The sequence below is a fragment of the Variovorax sp. CF313 genome (assembly GCF_000282635.1).
Taxonomy (GTDB): Bacteria; Pseudomonadota; Gammaproteobacteria; order Burkholderiales; family Burkholderiaceae_C; genus Variovorax.
In genome coordinates this window covers 146,362-161,519 of record NZ_AKIW01000013.1, presented here as the reverse complement: position 1 = coordinate 161,519, position 15,158 = coordinate 146,362, and the positions used below count along the sequence as shown (strand labels likewise).

The following is a 15,158-nucleotide window of genomic DNA, read 5'->3' as shown; positions in this document are numbered from 1 at the left end:
CCTTTATTTCGCTGCGGGGAGCACTCGGTGCCCTGCGCACGATGAGCGCTCTGCTCATGCCGGCAGTTCAACCGCTCCCCCGAACAACGCACAACGAATCGAAAAGCAAGCATTCATTTCCAGGAGACGACCATGATCCGAGACCCCGAGCCCACCGGCTTCGCACAGCTGCCGGAATTCGACGGCACACGCAACGCCGCCATGCCGCAGGATCGCCTGCGCGCCGTCCGCCATGGGGCCGAAGGCCTGCGCGAGCGGCTGCTCGACGCGCCGCCGGTGCGCTTTGCGCGCAGCTTCAACCTGCTGCGCATTCCGTACCCCGCGTGGTTCGCCTTTACCGGCGTGTACTCGCAGCAACTGCTCAAGCCGCACATGGTCCACCTGCTGGCGCGCACCGTGCTGATCCAGTACGACGACTTCGAGGGCCGCCTGCGCACGCTGCTGTTCACGCCGGCCGACTTCGAGGCCGGCAACGAAACGCCCTACTTCAAGCGCCTGAGCGAGCAGACGCCGAAGTTCCTGCACAAGGCGATCGCGCCGGTCTACCAGACCGTGCCGCAGGCGCTGGCGAGCTGCGGCATCGCGCCGGAGCAAGTCGACTACATCACCTACGACCACCTGCACACGCAGGACGTGCGCCGCTGGCTCGGCAACGCCGGCGCGCCGGGCCTGCTGCCTAACGCAAGGCTGCTGGTGCACCGCCAGGAGCTCGCGAACGTGCAGGGCCTGCTGCCGATACAGGCCGAGTGGTACTGCCCGCGCGGCCTCGACGGCGTGCCGGCCGAACGCATCGTCGCCTTCGACGGCAGCATCCAGCTGGGCCGCGGGCTCGCTCTGGTGCACACGCCGGGCCACACCGAGGGCAACCATTCGCTGGTCTACCGCACCGGCGACGGCCTGCGTGTGAGCAGCGAGAACGGCGTGGCAGCCGACAGCTGGGCGCCTTTGCAGTCGCGGCACAACGGCATCCGCCGCTACGTGCAGGCCACTGGCGCGGAGGTGATCCTCAACGGCAACACGCAGGAGGGCAGCAACGACCAGTACCTGTCGATGGTGCTGGAGAAGACCCTCGCCGGCACCTCGTCCTCGCACGGGTTCAGCAACGTGGTGCCGTCGGCCGAATGCTCGCCGCACTGGCTGTTTCCGGGTGCGCCGGCCAGCCACCTGTGGGGCGAGACAAGCTTCGGCACGCCCACGGTCGCCTGAAGCATCTCGGGCAGGAACAACAGAAGGAGACACACGATGAACACCGCCACCCTCGACGCAGCGGATGCGCGCACCCCGGCAGCAGATACCGCCGCTCGCGACGACGCCGCGCTCTTCCGCAGGATCACCTGGCGCCTGATGCCGCTGCTGTGCGCCTGCTACGTGCTGAACTACCTCGACCGCACCAACGTGGGCTACGCGCAGCTGCAGATGAAGGACCAGCTCGGCTTCAGCGACGCGGTGTTCGGCCTGGGCGCGGGCATCTTCTTCATCGGCTATGCGGTGTTCGAGATTCCGAGCAACCTGATGCTCGCGAAGATCGGTGCGCGCGCGACCCTGCTGCGCATCATGGGCCTGTGGGGGCTGGCGTCGGCGGCGATGATGTTCGCGACCACGCCCACGCACTTCTATGTGCTGCGCTTTCTCATCGGCGTGTTCGAGGCCGGCTTCGCGCCGGGGGTGCTGTTCTACCTGACGCTGTGGTTCCCCTCACACCGCCGCGCGCAGGCCACCGCGCTGTTCTTCATGGCCTTCGGCGCCGCGCCCATCGTGGCGGGGCCCATCGCAGGGCTCACGATGACGTATCTCGACGGCGTGCTGTCGCTGCGCGGCTGGCAGTGGCTGTTCCTGCTCGAAGGGATTCCGAGCGTGCTGCTCGGCGTGGCGGCTTTCCGCTGGCTGTCGAACAGCCCGTCGCAGGCGGCCTGGCTGTCGCCAGCGCAGAAGCAGCGCGTGGCGCGCCTGCTGGCCGAAGACCAGGCCGCCAATGGCGCCACCGGGCGCCACACCTTCGGCGCGGCGATGCGCGACGCCCGGGTGTGGCTGATCGGCTTCATGTCGTTCCTGATCATCCTCGGCATCTATGCGCTGTCGTTCTGGCAGCCCACGATCCTGAAGTCGATGGGGCTCAGCGTGCTGCAGATCGGCTTCTATTCGGTCGTTCCGGCGGTGGCGGGCATCGCGGCCAACATCGTCGTCGGGCGGCATTCGGACCGGCACAAGGAGCGCCGCTGGCATTTCGCACTGAGCGCGGTGGTGGGCGCGGCCGGGCTGGCGCTGACCACGCTGTTCATGCACAACGCCTTCGCCGCCGTGCTGTGCCTGGCACTGGCGGCCATGGGCATTTCCGCCGCGTTCACCGTGCTCTGGTCGGTGCCCGGCAATTTCATGTCGAAGAGCGCCGCGGCCGCGGGCATCGCGCTCATCAGCACCATCGGCGGCAGCGCAGGGCTGGTGGCGCCGATGATGGTCGGCGCGTTCAAGACGCTGACGGGCGGGTTCGCCGCCAGCCTGTATGTGCTGAGCGGGGCGCTGGTGCTGTCGGCATTGCTCATGCTTGTGGCACTTCCAGCCAGCGCACTGGGGCGCAACAGGGGCTGACGCCGGTGCGGCCCGGCCGGCCGCGATCCATTTCGGTGCACGCGCCTTGCATACCAGTTGGCACAGAAGTTCGCACGTCGGCATATCGACCCGCGCCTGGCCGGCGGGCGAAGTCCGGGCACAGATGAAGCGCAGCACTGCCGGCGTGCACGTCGGCTGACACCGGCCAGGAGCGCGGTACTGACGTCATCGCCACGCACGATGCGCCCTGCGACTACAGACAGGCGCGCCCGGATGGATTGACCACCGACCGGCCCGGCCGCGCGCCCGCCGGCGCCGGTGCCAACTTCTTTGCGATTGCCTTGCCCGATGCGCAAGCGCGCCCGCCCGACGCTTCCAAGCCTCTTATAGTGCCCACACCTTGTCGCATGGAGGGCGGCCTGCATCGCCAGTGACGACAAGGGCAACGCAATCAAATGGGAGGAATCGCGCAATGCGCACACATCAAGACCACATCGGCTTCGGCCGCCGCATGGCGACCCTGACTTGCTTCACAGCCATGTCTTTCTCGGCCGGTGCCGCCGGCACGGCGCCCGCCAACCTCGCGCCCGACCTGGACGCAGCGAAGACGGCGCTCGCCGCATTCGCGCAATGCGATGCGTCGTTTTTCACGTTGCTGGGCCAGAAGCCGCAGCTCTTCGGATCGGGCGTCGAAGTTGCCATGAATGGGACGACGGCGGCCCCTGCGGTGGCGGACCCGCGGTCGGAGAAAGGACAGCGACAGTCTTTCGCCCGGCCGATCGACGTGGCGGGCCTGCGCCTGGTCGCCTGGCGCAACGAGGTGAGCTATGACGCGACGATGGGCGCGTTCCTCTGGTGGGGTTTCGACGTCGAAGGCACGCCCGATACGGCCGCGACTGCCCTCAACAGCCTGCTGCAGCCGGCCCAGCGTGTCGTGAAGAACGGTGCCGAATGGGCCCGAGCGGAAACCCGGCGGATCGGCGATCCCATGGACACGTGGCGCCGTGGCGGCCAGTCCGGGTCGGTGACGCAGAAGGGCACGGTCGAGCGCGTGCTGCTTATCGAAGCCGACAAGGCGCCCGGCCGGACCAAAGTCTCCTGCGCCTTGCAAGGCTCCGTCACGCCGCCCTTGCTGGAGCGCGTGCGTCCCGACCTTCCCGCGTCGCTGCAGCAATGAGCGAAACCGGCATCAAACTCGTCCTGGCCGCCGCGCTGGGACTGGCCGTCGCCGGCTGTGCGTCGGGACCCCTCACGGGCCAGGGCGCATGCCGTGCCGCCGGCAACCTGCCCCTGACCGCCAGCAAGGACGGGTATCAGCAACCGGACCGGGCCGTGGCGCTCTGGACCCGTTGCGTCGAGAACGGACCGCAGACCGCCATCCTGAAGGGCCTGGCGCTGAAGATGCGCAGCCACGCGAGAAGGCAGATCGAACAGTACGACGAGGCGATCCGTGACCTCGAAGAATCCCAGCGTCTGATGCCACGCCGCGAGGCCTTGGACTTCATCAACCTAGCGTCGCTGTACCGGGACACAGGACAACCCGCCAAGGCACTCGAGTTGCTTCGCAAGATGCAGGACGAGCGGCTCGGCCTGTCGGGCATGCCGGCCTACTACCACCTGGGCAGGACCTTGAGCGAGCTCAAGCAATGGCCCGAAGCAACCGAAGCCTTCACCGAGGGCCTGAGCTATCAACCGACCTATGCGTGGGCTTACCTGTACCGCGCCCTCGCGTACGACGCGCAGGGTCGGCGTGAATTGGCCAGGAAGGATCTCGATCGCGGCAAAGAATTGCTGGGCACCGACGCCAAGCCGGCCGATCGTGCGCAATTGCTTGCCTCGCTGCGGCAACCACCCTTCGATGCGCTGCTTTCCCGGTACGGCTACGACAGCGAGACCTTCATTGCCAGATAGCCTCCAATAAACCCTTCAAGAGATTCCAGATGAAGAAGAGCACAGCACGCATCGCCATCCTCCTGCTTACCGCTGTGGCAGGGCATGCAGCCATGGCCGCCGACTATGGCAGCTACCGCGGCAAAGGCGGCATGGGCGCCTACAAGATCGAGTCGAACGTCTACGAGTACCACTACGACAAGGGCTTCACCGGGCCGGACGCAATGGGCTGGGACCCGAACCTCCAGTTCGCCTGGTCGCGCCTGGGTGCGGCGAAGACCTGCGGCATCCCGTACGACCGCCCGAACGCCGTCGCGCAGCTGATCAAGAAGTACCAGCAGGACGCGCTGATGCACGAAATGAACGGCATCGACTTCCACGCGGCGCAGAGCAAGGCCAACCCGAAATTCTGCGCGTTGGAGCGCGTGGAGGAACTCAAGGCGGTGATTCCCGCCTTCGAGAAGGGCGACTTCCCGGCCAGGTTCTGAGGGCCTGAAGAGGCTGCTCAGCCTCTTTTTGGTGCACATATCTTGCATACCAATTGGCACAGAAGCTGCTGGTATGCAGGCCATGGCCACTTCCGCATCCCAAATCAGTGCACGCATCATCGAAGCGGTGATGGCGCAGAAGCTCGCGCCGGGTTCGCGCCTGGGCGAGCAGCAGTTGGCGATGCTGTTCGACTGCAGCCGCACCATCGTGCGAGAGGCGCTCACGCGGCTGGCGGCGCGCGGCATCGTCACGGTGAGCGCACGGCGCGGCTGGTTCGTCATCGAGCCCTCGCAGGACGAGGCGCGCGAGGCCTTCGAAGCCCGGCGCGTCATCGAACTGGGGCTGATCCGCAGCGCGGGCAGCGCCGGCAAGATCGACAAGGCCGCCCTGCGCGAGCTGAAAGCGCACCTTCAGCGTGAAAAAGCCGCACTGAAAGAGAGCGACGTAGGCAACCGCAGTTTTCTGCTGGGCGACTTCCATGTGTGCCTGGCCGAATGCCTGGGCAACACGCTGCTGGCCGACACGCTGCGCGACTACACCGCGCGCACCACGCTGATCGCCATGCTCTACCAGTCCACGCACGACGCGGTGCAGTCGTGCGAAGACCACGTGCAGATCGTCGCGGCGCTGGAGCGCGGCGACCCCGCCGCCGCCGAGGCGCTGATGGCCGCGCACATCGGCACGGTGCAGTCGGCGTTGCGCGTGCAGGCGCCCGCCGATCCGCTCGCGCAGCTGCGCGATGCGCTGGCGCCGCTGCAGAACACGAACACCGCCGCCGCAGCGGCGCCCAAGGGCAAGCGCCGCAAGGCGGCCGCATCCCCTGCTTCCGATTCTTCGTCTTACCTAGGAGCCTTGCTATGACCTTCTCTTCTCCGTCCAAACGCCGCTTCGCGCTCGCACTGGCTTCGCTCGCCATGATGGCCGCCACGGGCGCCGCCCAGGCCCAGAACGCACTCGACAACGTGCTCAAGGCCAAGACCATCAAGATCGCCGTGCCGACCGACTACCCGCCCTACGGCTCGGTCGACAGGAACATGAAGCCCCAGGGCCTGGACATCGAGATGGCCGAGCTGATCGCCGCCAAGCTGGGCGTCAAGGTCGAGCTGGTGCCCGTGACCAGCGCCAACCGCATTCCGTACCTGCAGACCCGCAAGGCCGACCTCGTGATCTCCACGCTCGGCAAGAACGCCGAGCGCGAGAAGGTGATCGACTTCACCTCGGCCTACGCGCCCTTCTTCCAGGCCGTGTATGCGGCCAAGAGCATGAAGCTCACGAGCTTCGCCGACATGGCCGGCAAGACCGTCGCCGTGACGCGCGGCGCAATGGAAGACCAGGAACTGAACAAGGTGGCCCCCCCGAACGTCGACTACCGCCGCTTCGAAGACAACAACGCGACGATCGCGGCCTTCGTAGCCGGCCAGACGCAAACCATCGCGACCAGCGCGGCGGTCGCCGGCGACATGCTCGCCAAGAATCCGAAGGTGAGCGCCGAGTTCAAGCTGCTGCTGAAAGACAGCCCCTGCTTCGTCGGCGTCGCCAAGGGCGAAACCGCATTGAAGACCAAGGTCAACGAGATCATTGCCGCCGCCAAGAAGGACGGCACGCTGGACGCCATGTCGAAGAAGTGGCTTGGCAAGGCCGCCGGCGAGCTGCCGGTCTGAACAAGCGCTCCCCCATGCTTCGCGCACTTCGTGTCGCTGCGCACACCCCCTCGCCGGGGGCAACGCCTGCGGCCCGGCAAAGCCGGTTCCGCGGCGTTCCACGAAGAGAAGACTGACTTATGAACATCGAGTTTGATTTCGGCGCGGTGCTCTCCGAGTGGCCGCTGCTGCTTCGCGGGGTGGCGTGGACCATCGGCCTCACCGCCGTGGGCACCGTGCTGGGCATGATCGTGGGCACCTTCTGCGCGTGGGCGCGTGCCAATGGCCCTGCATGGCTGCGCGCCATCGTGGGCACCTACGTGGAGCTGATCCGCAACACGCCCTTCATCGTGCAGCTGTTCTTCATCTTCTTCGGGCTGCCCGCGGCGGGCGTCAAGCTCACGCCGGAGACAGCGTCGATCATCGCGATGGTGATGAACCTCGGGGCCTACTCCACCGAGATCATCCGCGCCGGCATCGAGGCCACGCCCAAGGGGCAGATCGAAGCGGCCGTGAGCCTGGCACTCAGCAAGGCGCAGGTGTTCACCCGCGTGGTGCTGCCGCCGGCACTCAAGAAGGTGTGGCCCGCCATGGTGAGCCAGATCATCATCGTGATGCTGGGCTCGGCCGTATGCGGGCAGATCTCCACCGAGGAGCTGAGCTATGCGGCCAACCTCATCCAGAGCCGCAACTTCCGCGCCTTCGAGGCCTTCATCGTTGCCACGCTGATCTACCTGGCCCTGGCGGTCGCGCTGCGGCGGCTGCTCAACTGGGCCGGGCCGAAATTCTTCTTCGGCCGCTGAACGCGGGAAAGCCACACACACCATGGTCGATTTTTCCCTCTGGGACATCCTGCGCAACCTGCTGATGGCGCTGCGCTGGACTGTCGTGCTGTCGCTCATCGCCTTCATCGGCGGCGGACTGGTCGGCGCCTTGCTGCTGTTCCTGCGCCTGCGCGGCGGCAGCGCCATGAACCGCGCCGTCGGCCTCTATGTGCAGCTGTTCCAGGGCACGCCGCTGCTGATGCAGCTGTTCCTCGCCTACTTCGGCATCGCGCTGTTCGGCGTCGACGTGTCGGCGTGGACCGCGGCCAGCGTGGCGCTCACGCTGTACACCAGCGCCTTTCTCACCGAGATCTGGCGCGGCTGCGTGGCCTCGATCCCGAAGGGCCAGTGGGAGGCCTCGGGCAGCCTGGCCCTGAGCTTCGCCGAGCAGATGCGCCATGTGATCCTGCCGCAGGCCGTGAAGATCGCGGTCGCGCCGACGGTGGGCTTCCTGGTGCAGGTGATCAAGGGCACGGCGCTCGCCTCGGTGATCGGCTTCGTCGAGCTCACCAAGGCCGGCAGCATGATTTCGAACGCCACCTTCAAGCCCTTCGTGGTGTTCAGCTGCGTGGCCCTGCTTTATTTCGTGCTGTGCTTCCCCGTGAGCCTGTACGCCAAGAACCTCGAGAGGAAGACCCATGGCCGCCGTGCTTGAACCGCAACAACAGCAACCCGCCACCTCGGTGGGCGCCCCCATCGTGCGCATCACCGCGCTGCGCAAGTCCTACGGCACCAACGAAGTGCTGAAGGGCATCGATCTCGACGTGAAACGCGGCGAGGTGATCGCCATCATCGGCAAGAGCGGCTCGGGCAAGAGCACGCTGCTGCGCTGCATCAACGGGCTCGAGGTGTTCCAGGAAGGCTCGCTCACCGTCGACGGCAAGCCCCTGCTGCACGAAAGCACCATGGCCATGCGCGAACTGCGCCAGCGCGTGGGCATGATCTTCCAGAGCTTCAACCTGTTTCCGCACCTCACGGTCGGCAAGAACGTGATGCTCGCGCCCACGCTGGTGAAGAAGCGCGGCAGCATGGAGGCGGCCTCCCAGGCGCGCAAGCTGCTCGACCGCGTGGGGCTGGCCGAGAAGTTCGACGCCATGCCCGACCAGCTTTCGGGCGGCCAGCAGCAGCGCGTGGCCATCGCGCGCGCACTGGCAATGGAACCGGCCGTGCTGCTGTGCGACGAGATCACCTCGGCGCTCGACCCCGAACTGGTGGGCGAGGTGCTGCGCGTGGTGGAGTCGCTGGCCGACGAGGGAATGACGCTGCTGATGGTGACGCACGAAATGAGCTTCGCGCGCAAGGTCAGCGACCGCGTGATCTTCATGCACCAGGGACGTGTGCACGAGATGGGGCCGCCGGCGGAGCTGTTCGGGAATCCGCAGACGGCGGAGCTGAAGCAGTTTCTTTCTTCGCTGCACGATTGATTCTGGCCTGGGTGCGCTGATCCATCGCACTGGCGGGAACGTTCCCGCCTGTGGCAAGCTCGGAGCCCCCATGAACCTCCGCACCCCGTTTCCCACCTCCCGCCGCCGGGTGCTGCGCGCGCTGCTGGGCGCCGCGGCCCTGCATGCGCCCTTCGCGGCACTGGCCGGCTTCAATTTCTTCACGAGCGAATACACCGCCACCCGCGACGAGCTGCAGATGCAGATCGCCAAGCGTTTTCCGGTGGCCGAGCGCTATGCCGAGATCTTCATGGTCGGGCTGCGCGATCCTCAGCTGGGCCTCGACGCGCAGGCCAACCGCGCAGCCATCACGGCCACGCTGACCATCGCGAGCCCCCTGCTGGCGGCGTCGCCGGTGCAGGGCGTGGTGTCGGTCAGCAGCGCACTGAAGTACGACGCAGCCGCGCGCGCGCTGCGGCTCGACCAGCCCAAGGCCGAGCGCATCGAACTGCAGGGTATCGAAGGCCGCGATGCCGAGCGGCTGCAAAAAATCGGCGCCCTGGTCGCGCAGGAGCTGCTGCAGGGCCAGGTGCTGCGCAGCTTCACGGCCAACGAACTGACGGTCGGGCGCAAGACCTACGAGATCGGCGACATCACTGTGCAAGACGACGGCATCAAAGTGCAGCTCAAATGAAATACGTCCTCCTCGCCTCTGCCCTGCTCGTCGCCGGCTGCGCCGCCATCGCACCCACGGCCAAGCAGCACTTCGACCTCGAAGCCCACCGCGGCGGACGCGGGCTGGCACCCGAGAACACGCTGGCCGCGTTCTCCAACGCCATCGACCTGGGCGTGACCACGCTCGAACTCGACATCGGGCTCACGGTCGATGGCGTGGTCGTGATCTCGCACGACACCTCGCTCAACCCCGACCACACGCGCGACGCCAGCGGCGCCTGGCTGCCAACGAACAGCGGCGCGTCGATCCGCTCGCTCACGCTGGCGCAGCTGCAGACTTACGACGTGGGCCGCCTCAATCCGGCGAGCAACTACGGCAAGCAGTTCGCGCTGCAGCAGCCGCGCGACGGCGAGCGTATCCCGACGCTGGCCGCGCTGTTCGCGCAGGTGCAGGCGCGCGGCGCCGACGCGGCAACGGTGCACTTCAACATCGAGACCAAGATCGATCCGACCAGGCCGGAGGAAACCGCCGCGCCCGAGCCGATGGTGCGCGCGCTGCTCGCCGAGATCGACAAGGCGAAGATGGCAGGCCGCGTGACGATCCAGAGCTTCGACTGGCGCACGCTGGCGCTGGTCGGCAAGCTCGCGCCGCAATTGCCCCGCGCCTACCTGACGACGCCCCGCACGCTGAAGGACAGCCGCTGGACGGCCGGGATCGACGCGGCGGGCTTCGTCTCGGTGCCGCAGATGGTCAGGGCCGCATCGGCCAACGCACCGGGCCCGGTGATCTGGTCGCCGGCCTTCGCCGACCTGACGCCCACCGTCATCAAGGAAGCTCAGAAGCTCGGCCTGAAGGTGCTGCCCTGGACCGTTAACCAGCGCGCCGACATGCAGCGGCTGATGGACTGGGGCGCGGACGGGATCATCACGGACTACCCGGACATCCTGCGCGATCTGATGCGCGAGCGCGGGCTGTCGCTGCCGCCGCCCGGAAAGAACAAGCAATGAGCGCCGCACAGCAACTCGACGCCATCGCCGCGCGCATCGCGGCCCTGCGCACCGATGGCGGCGGATCCGTCACCACGCTGTCGAACGAAGCCCGCACCAGCACCGAGCTGCTCGGCGCCCTGCCACCGCGCTACGGCGAGGTGCTGCTGAGCCTGCTCGACCGGCTGGAGTCGAGCGCGCTCTTCAGCGAGGAAAGCTGCTCCTTCAGCCAGAAAGACCTGCTCGACAACCTGCAGGTATGGGTGGACAAGGCCCGAGGCCAGCTGGTGTCTTGAGAGCGCAGGTTTATCATCCCGCCCATGCGCACCCTGCTGCTCGCCCTCATGATCGCCCTGCTGCCCATCCGCGGCTGGCTCGGCGATGCCATGGCGGTCGAGATGGTGCGGCATTCGCTGCCGGCGGCAGAGGCGGCCGTGTCCACGGCGACTGCGGCCACCGAAGCCCACTGCCACGAGGCGATGGATGCCGGCAACAGCATGGACATGCAGATGGACATGGCGGACCACGCCGGTTCACATGACAACCACAGCAGCAACGACGGCACCGGCCATCAAGGCTGCGGCACCTGCACCGCCTGCCAGGTCTGCCACGCGGTGGCCCTCGGCGGCATGCCCCTCGTCGACATCGTGCACAGCGCGCCCCAGGCGCCGCCTGCGGCACACGCGGCTCGCTTCGCAAGCGCAGAGCCCGCACAGGGCCTGAAGCCGCCCATTTCCTGATCTCCCTGCCCGTAGTCCGTCCGCAGTGAGCCCGTTCCGGCTCGCAGCGTCCGTCGTATTGCTCATGGAGATCGAGCGTGAACCCCATTGTTCGCCGGCAGCCTGCCGGCCCCCCTTGCTATCGAAGAAGTAGCGCGCTGCTCAAACGCGCCACTGCACTCGCGAGCGTCCTGATACTGGCCGGCTGCGCCAGCCTCTCGCCCGACGGCGGCACCGCCGACGTGCAGGCGCTGGTCAACGGCAACCCGCTGATGGCGGGCACCGCAGCCCAGCGCACGCCCGACGAAGCCTCGCAAAAGAGCGTCGATGCCCTGCTTGCCAAGCCGCTGGACGTCGAAGCCGCGGTACGCATCGCACTCATCAACGGCCCGCGCGTGCAAGACGCCTTCGCCACCCTGCAACTGAGCGATGCCGACCGTGTGCAGGCCGCGAGCCTGCCGAATCCGGTGCTTTCCTTCAGCCGGCTGGCGCAGGGCAGCGAGCGCGAGTTCGAGCGGATGCTCAGCTTCAACGTGGTGGGCCTGGTCACGCTGCCATGGCAGGCCCGATGGGCCGGCCAGCGGCACGAGGCGGCCAAGCTGCAGGCTGCGCAGAGCGTGCTGACGCTCGCCGCTGACACTCGCCGCGCCTGGGTGCGCGCGGTGGCGGCGCAGCAGAGCGTGGTCTACCTGCGCGACGCGAAGGAGGCCGCGGAAGCCGGCGCCGAACTCGCGCATCGCATGGCCCAGGTCGGCAACTGGAGCGCGTTGCAGCGCACCCGCGAACAACTGCTGCTGGCCGACGCGGCCGCGCAGCTCGCGCGTGCCGAGCAGGCGGCTGTCGCTAGCCGCGAGCAGCTCACGCGCCTGATGGGCCTGGGCGGCGCTCGCGCCGGCTACACCCTGCCCGACCGCCTGCCACCGCTGCCGCAAGCCGCGCCCGAACTGGGCGACGTGCAGGCGCTGGCGCTGCGCGACCGCCTCGACGTGCGTTCGGCGCAAGCACAGAACACCGCCGTGGCCGGCTCGCTGGGCCTGACGCATGCCACCAGCGTGATCAACGCGATGGAGCTCGGCGTGGTGCGCAACACCACCTTCGACAACGACGCCGATCGCACGAAAAAGACCAAGCGCGGCTTCGAACTCGACCTGCCCATTCCGATCTTCGACTGGGGACAGGCCCGCAATGGCCGCGCCGAGGCGCAATACCTGCAGTCGGCCGCCCGCGTGCGCGACGTGGGCGTGCTGGCCGCGAGCGAGGCGCGCGAGGCATGGCAGGGCTGGAACACCGCCTACACCCTCGCCCGCCGCTACCGCGACGAGGTGCTGCCGCTGCGCAAGAAGGTCAACGAAGAGATGGTGCTGCGCTACAACGGCATGCTCGCGAGCGTGTGGGAACTGCTCGGCGAGACGCGCGCCAGCATGCTCGCGGTGAACGCGGGCATCGAGGCGCAGCGCGATTTCTGGCTGGCGGACACCGATCTGCAGCTGGTGCTCACGGGCAGCTCGCCCGGTGGCATGACGGCGCTGCAGACCGCTGCGGCCGGTGACGCCCCCGCCAAGGGAGGCCACTGACATGAACCGCCGCAACTTCTTCGCAGGCGCGGCCACAGCCGTCGCCGCAACCACCGTAAGCCGTGTGGCCATGGCCGCGCTGCCCGAACCGGTGTCGCGGGGCTCCACCGCCACCGCGCCGCCACTCGTGCCGCCGAACGGCCGCCCCTACAACCCCGTCGTCACGCTCAACGGCTGGACGCTGCCCTGGCGCATGAACGCCGGCGTCAAGGAATTCCACCTCGTCGCCGAACCCGTGGTGCGCGAGATGGCGCCTGGCTTCAAGGTCAACATGTGGGGCTACAACGGCCAGTCGCCCGGCCCGACCATCGAGGTGGTCGAGGGCGACCGCGTGCGCATCTTCGTGACCAACCGGCTGCCCGAGCACACCACCGTGCACTGGCACGGCCAGCGCCTGCCCAACGGCATGGACGGCGTGGGCGGCATCACTCAGCCGCACATTCCGCCGGGCAAGACCTTCGTCTACGAGTTCACCGCGCGCCGGCCCGGCACCTTCATGTACCACCCGCACGCCGACGAGATGGTGCAGATGGCGATGGGGATGATGGGCTTCTGGGTCACGCACCCGAAGGAGAGTCATCCGCTGATCGAGCCCGTGCAGCGCGACTTCTGCTTCCTGCTCGGCAGCTTCGACGTGGAGCCCGGCAGCGCCACGCCCAAGGTCAACACCATGACCGACTTCAACATCTGGAGCTTCAACAGCCGCGTGTTCCCGGCCATCGACACGCTGAACGTGCGCAAGGGCGACCGCGTGCGCATCCGCGTGGGCAACCTCACGATGACCAACCACCCCATTCACATCCACGGCCACGAGTTCGAGGTGACCGGCACCGACGGCGGCCCCGTGCCGCGCACCGCGCGCTGGCCCGAGGTGTCGGTGGACATCGCGGTGGGCCAGATGCGGCAGATGGAATTCATAGCCGACGAGGAAGGCGACTGGTCGCTGCACTGCCACAAGGCGCACCACACCATGGGGCCGATGGGCCACGACGTGCCGACCATGATCGGCGTGGACCACAAGGGCGTGGCCGAGAAGATCCGCAAGCTCGTGCCCGACTACATGGTGATGGGAGACAAGGGCATGGCGGACATGGGCGAAATGGAAATGCCCATCCCCGACAACACCGTGCCGATGATGACCGGCACCGGCCCCTTCGGATCGGCCGAGATGGGCGGCATGTTTACGCTGCTGAAGGTGCGGCGCGACCAGAAGCCCGGCGACTACCGCGATCCGGGTTGGTTCAAGCACCCGGCCGGCACGGTCGCACGCGAAGTGCCGAACGCGAACGTGCCGCCGGCCACGCGCAAGGAAACGCCCGCACCGTCGATGAAGAACAGTAGCCCCGACGCAACCGTGCGCAAGCCCTCCGGGCATGGCGCACACAACCACTGATTCCTTTACCCCTTCCTCTCTGGAGCTCAACTCATGAACAAGACACTCATCAAGTCCATCGCCGCGGGCCTCGTGCTCGCGGCTGCCACTACTGCTTCGTTGGCCCACGAGGCCCACAACGGCCCCAAGCCCAAAGGCGCTGCCACGCTCGCGCCCGAGCAGAAGGCCTGGGGCATCGCAGGCAAGGCCAATGCAGTGAAGCGAACCATCGACATCGCGATGGCCGACGACATGACTTTCACGCCCTCGGTCATCGAAGTGCGCGAAGGCGACACCATCCGCCTGCGCCTGAAGAACCGCGGCAAGGAACTGCATGAACTCGTGCTCGGCACCACCGCCGAAATCGAGGCTCACGCGGCCATGATGAAGAAGTTCCCGGACATGGAACACGACGACCCGTGGATGGTGCACGTGCCCGCCGGCAAGACCGGCGACATGGTCTGGACCTTCAACCGCGCCGGCGACTTCGACTTCGCCTGCCTCGTGAAGGACCACTACGAACTCGGCATGGCCGGCCGCATCCGCGTGCTGGCTGCCGCTGGCAAATCCTGAAGGAGAACCCATGCAAAGAAGAAACCTGCTGCTGGCACTGGCCTCGACCACTTTGCCTTTCACAGCGATGGCCGCAGCACCGATGGTCGAGATCTGGAAAGACCCGAACTGCGGCTGCTGCCAGGACTGGGTCAAGCACCTCAACAAGAGCGGCTTCGCCACGCGCGTGCACGACGAAGGCAACGCAGCCGCGCGCACCCGCCTGGGCGTGCCTGCCAAGCTGGGCTCGTGCCACACGGGCCTCGTCGGCGGCTACGCCATCGAAGGCCACGTGCCCGCACGCGAAGTGCAGCGGCTGCTCAAGGAAAAGCCCAAGGCCGTCGGCCTCGCCGTGCCCGCAATGCCGGTCGGCTCGCCGGGCATGGACGGCCCTGCCTATGGCGACCAGCGCGATCCCTACGACGTGCTGCTGGTGCTGGCCGATGGCAGCACACGCATCTATCAAAGCTATCGCTGAATCAACCGACCACCGAGGAAGGCAAACTC

The 15,158-nt window shown here is 67.4% G+C and carries 18 protein-coding genes; all 18 read left to right on the top strand.

The genetic code is table 11. The features are described from left to right. Positions 1–132: 132 nt before the first annotated feature. The 18 genes from PMI12_RS04540 to PMI12_RS04455 all read left to right on the top strand — a co-directional run bounded on the left by PMI12_RS04540 (position 133) and on the right by PMI12_RS04455 (position 15,129). Positions 133–1,206, top strand: coding sequence for a hypothetical protein (locus PMI12_RS04540; RefSeq protein WP_007829583.1), 1,074 nt, complete (start codon positions 133–135; stop codon positions 1,204–1,206). Positions 1,207–1,242: 36 nt separating this feature from the next. Beyond that, positions 1,243–2,586 carry an MFS transporter gene (locus PMI12_RS04535; RefSeq protein WP_007829582.1) on the top strand — a complete coding sequence of 448 codons (1,344 nt, stop codon included), beginning with the start codon at positions 1,243–1,245 and terminating at the stop codon, positions 2,584–2,586. 433 nt (positions 2,587–3,019) lie between these two features. After that, positions 3,020–3,724, top strand: coding sequence for a hypothetical protein (locus tag PMI12_RS04530; protein ID WP_007829581.1), 705 nt, complete (start codon positions 3,020–3,022; stop codon positions 3,722–3,724). Then, a complete protein-coding gene (locus tag PMI12_RS27790; RefSeq protein ID WP_007829580.1) occupies positions 3,721–4,458 on the top strand; it encodes a tetratricopeptide repeat protein in 738 nt (245 codons plus the stop codon). The genes PMI12_RS04530 and PMI12_RS27790 overlap by 4 nt, the downstream gene beginning before the upstream one ends. A 29-nt stretch (positions 4,459–4,487) precedes the next feature. Continuing rightward, positions 4,488–4,925 (top strand): hypothetical protein, encoded by a 438-nt coding sequence (locus PMI12_RS04520; RefSeq protein WP_007829579.1) that lies wholly within the window; start codon positions 4,488–4,490, stop codon positions 4,923–4,925. Positions 4,926–5,007: 82 nt separating this feature from the next. Continuing rightward, on the top strand, positions 5,008–5,787 hold the full coding sequence (locus PMI12_RS04515) for a GntR family transcriptional regulator (RefSeq protein ID WP_042672825.1): 780 nt from the start codon (positions 5,008–5,010) through the stop codon (positions 5,785–5,787). Next, positions 5,784–6,587, top strand: coding sequence for a transporter substrate-binding domain-containing protein (locus PMI12_RS04510; protein WP_007829577.1), 804 nt, complete (start codon positions 5,784–5,786; stop codon positions 6,585–6,587). Before PMI12_RS04515 ends, PMI12_RS04510 begins: the two co-directional genes overlap by 4 nt. Before the next feature lie 119 nt (positions 6,588–6,706). Then, entirely contained in the window at positions 6,707–7,369 is a 663-nt protein-coding gene (locus PMI12_RS04505; protein WP_007829576.1) for an amino acid ABC transporter permease, read from the top strand. A gap of 22 nt (positions 7,370–7,391) precedes the next feature. Further along, positions 7,392–8,045 (top strand): amino acid ABC transporter permease, encoded by a 654-nt coding sequence (locus PMI12_RS04500; RefSeq protein ID WP_007829575.1) that lies wholly within the window; start codon positions 7,392–7,394, stop codon positions 8,043–8,045. Then, positions 8,029–8,814 carry an amino acid ABC transporter ATP-binding protein gene (locus PMI12_RS04495; RefSeq protein ID WP_007829574.1) on the top strand — a complete coding sequence of 262 codons (786 nt, stop codon included), beginning with the start codon at positions 8,029–8,031 and terminating at the stop codon, positions 8,812–8,814. Before PMI12_RS04500 ends, PMI12_RS04495 begins: the two co-directional genes overlap by 17 nt. Positions 8,815–8,884: 70 nt before the next feature. Beyond that, entirely contained in the window at positions 8,885–9,466 is a 582-nt protein-coding gene (locus PMI12_RS04490; RefSeq protein ID WP_007829573.1) for a DUF1439 domain-containing protein, read from the top strand. Then, on the top strand, positions 9,463–10,455 hold the full coding sequence (locus PMI12_RS04485) for a glycerophosphodiester phosphodiesterase (protein WP_007829572.1): 993 nt from the start codon (positions 9,463–9,465) through the stop codon (positions 10,453–10,455). The genes PMI12_RS04490 and PMI12_RS04485 overlap by 4 nt, the downstream gene beginning before the upstream one ends. Next, a complete protein-coding gene (locus tag PMI12_RS04480) occupies positions 10,452–10,730 on the top strand; it encodes a hypothetical protein (RefSeq protein WP_007829571.1) in 279 nt (92 codons plus the stop codon). Before PMI12_RS04485 ends, PMI12_RS04480 begins: the two co-directional genes overlap by 4 nt. Before the next feature lie 24 nt (positions 10,731–10,754). Beyond that, entirely contained in the window at positions 10,755–11,174 is a 420-nt protein-coding gene (locus PMI12_RS04475; RefSeq protein ID WP_007829570.1) for a hypothetical protein, read from the top strand. Positions 11,175–11,251: 77 nt separating this feature from the next. Further along, positions 11,252–12,727 carry a TolC family protein gene (locus tag PMI12_RS04470; protein WP_007829569.1) on the top strand — a complete coding sequence of 492 codons (1,476 nt, stop codon included), beginning with the start codon at positions 11,252–11,254 and terminating at the stop codon, positions 12,725–12,727. 1 nt (position 12,728) lies between these two features. Next, entirely contained in the window at positions 12,729–14,120 is a 1,392-nt protein-coding gene (locus PMI12_RS04465) for a multicopper oxidase family protein (protein ID WP_007829567.1), read from the top strand. Positions 14,121–14,153: 33 nt separating this feature from the next. Continuing rightward, complete coding sequence (locus tag PMI12_RS04460; protein ID WP_007829565.1) at positions 14,154–14,672, top strand: cupredoxin domain-containing protein; 519 nt, start codon at positions 14,154–14,156, stop codon at positions 14,670–14,672. A 10-nt stretch (positions 14,673–14,682) separates the two neighbouring features. Next, entirely contained in the window at positions 14,683–15,129 is a 447-nt protein-coding gene (locus PMI12_RS04455; protein ID WP_007829563.1) for a DUF411 domain-containing protein, read from the top strand. Positions 15,130–15,158: the final 29 nt, after the last annotated feature.

Excerpts from the sequence above, each read along its gene's own strand:
- PMI12_RS04480 (WP_007829571.1), top strand. The coding sequence starts at position 10,452 with ATGAGCGCCGCACAGCAACTCGACGCCATCGCCGCGCGCATCGCGGCC.
- PMI12_RS04505 (WP_007829576.1), top strand. The coding sequence starts at position 6,707 with ATGAACATCGAGTTTGATTTCGGCGCGGTGCTCTCCGAGTGGCCGCTG.
- PMI12_RS04460 (WP_007829565.1), top strand. The coding sequence starts at position 14,154 with ATGAACAAGACACTCATCAAGTCCATCGCCGCGGGCCTCGTGCTCGCG.
- PMI12_RS04495 (WP_007829574.1), top strand. The coding sequence starts at position 8,029 with ATGGCCGCCGTGCTTGAACCGCAACAACAGCAACCCGCCACCTCGGTG.
- PMI12_RS04475 (WP_007829570.1), top strand. The coding sequence starts at position 10,755 with ATGCGCACCCTGCTGCTCGCCCTCATGATCGCCCTGCTGCCCATCCGC.
- PMI12_RS04490 (WP_007829573.1), top strand. The coding sequence starts at position 8,885 with ATGAACCTCCGCACCCCGTTTCCCACCTCCCGCCGCCGGGTGCTGCGC.
- PMI12_RS04485 (WP_007829572.1), top strand. The coding sequence starts at position 9,463 with ATGAAATACGTCCTCCTCGCCTCTGCCCTGCTCGTCGCCGGCTGCGCC.
- PMI12_RS04535 (WP_007829582.1), top strand. The coding sequence starts at position 1,243 with ATGAACACCGCCACCCTCGACGCAGCGGATGCGCGCACCCCGGCAGCA.
- PMI12_RS04530 (WP_007829581.1), top strand. The coding sequence starts at position 3,020 with ATGCGCACACATCAAGACCACATCGGCTTCGGCCGCCGCATGGCGACC.
- PMI12_RS04540 (WP_007829583.1), top strand. The coding sequence starts at position 133 with ATGATCCGAGACCCCGAGCCCACCGGCTTCGCACAGCTGCCGGAATTC.
- PMI12_RS04500 (WP_007829575.1), top strand. The coding sequence starts at position 7,392 with ATGGTCGATTTTTCCCTCTGGGACATCCTGCGCAACCTGCTGATGGCG.
- PMI12_RS27790 (WP_007829580.1), top strand. The coding sequence starts at position 3,721 with ATGAGCGAAACCGGCATCAAACTCGTCCTGGCCGCCGCGCTGGGACTG.
- PMI12_RS04465 (WP_007829567.1), top strand. The coding sequence starts at position 12,729 with ATGAACCGCCGCAACTTCTTCGCAGGCGCGGCCACAGCCGTCGCCGCA.
- PMI12_RS04455 (WP_007829563.1), top strand. The coding sequence starts at position 14,683 with ATGCAAAGAAGAAACCTGCTGCTGGCACTGGCCTCGACCACTTTGCCT.
- PMI12_RS04520 (WP_007829579.1), top strand. The coding sequence starts at position 4,488 with ATGAAGAAGAGCACAGCACGCATCGCCATCCTCCTGCTTACCGCTGTG.
- PMI12_RS04510 (WP_007829577.1), top strand. The coding sequence starts at position 5,784 with ATGACCTTCTCTTCTCCGTCCAAACGCCGCTTCGCGCTCGCACTGGCT.
- PMI12_RS04515 (WP_042672825.1), top strand. The coding sequence starts at position 5,008 with ATGGCCACTTCCGCATCCCAAATCAGTGCACGCATCATCGAAGCGGTG.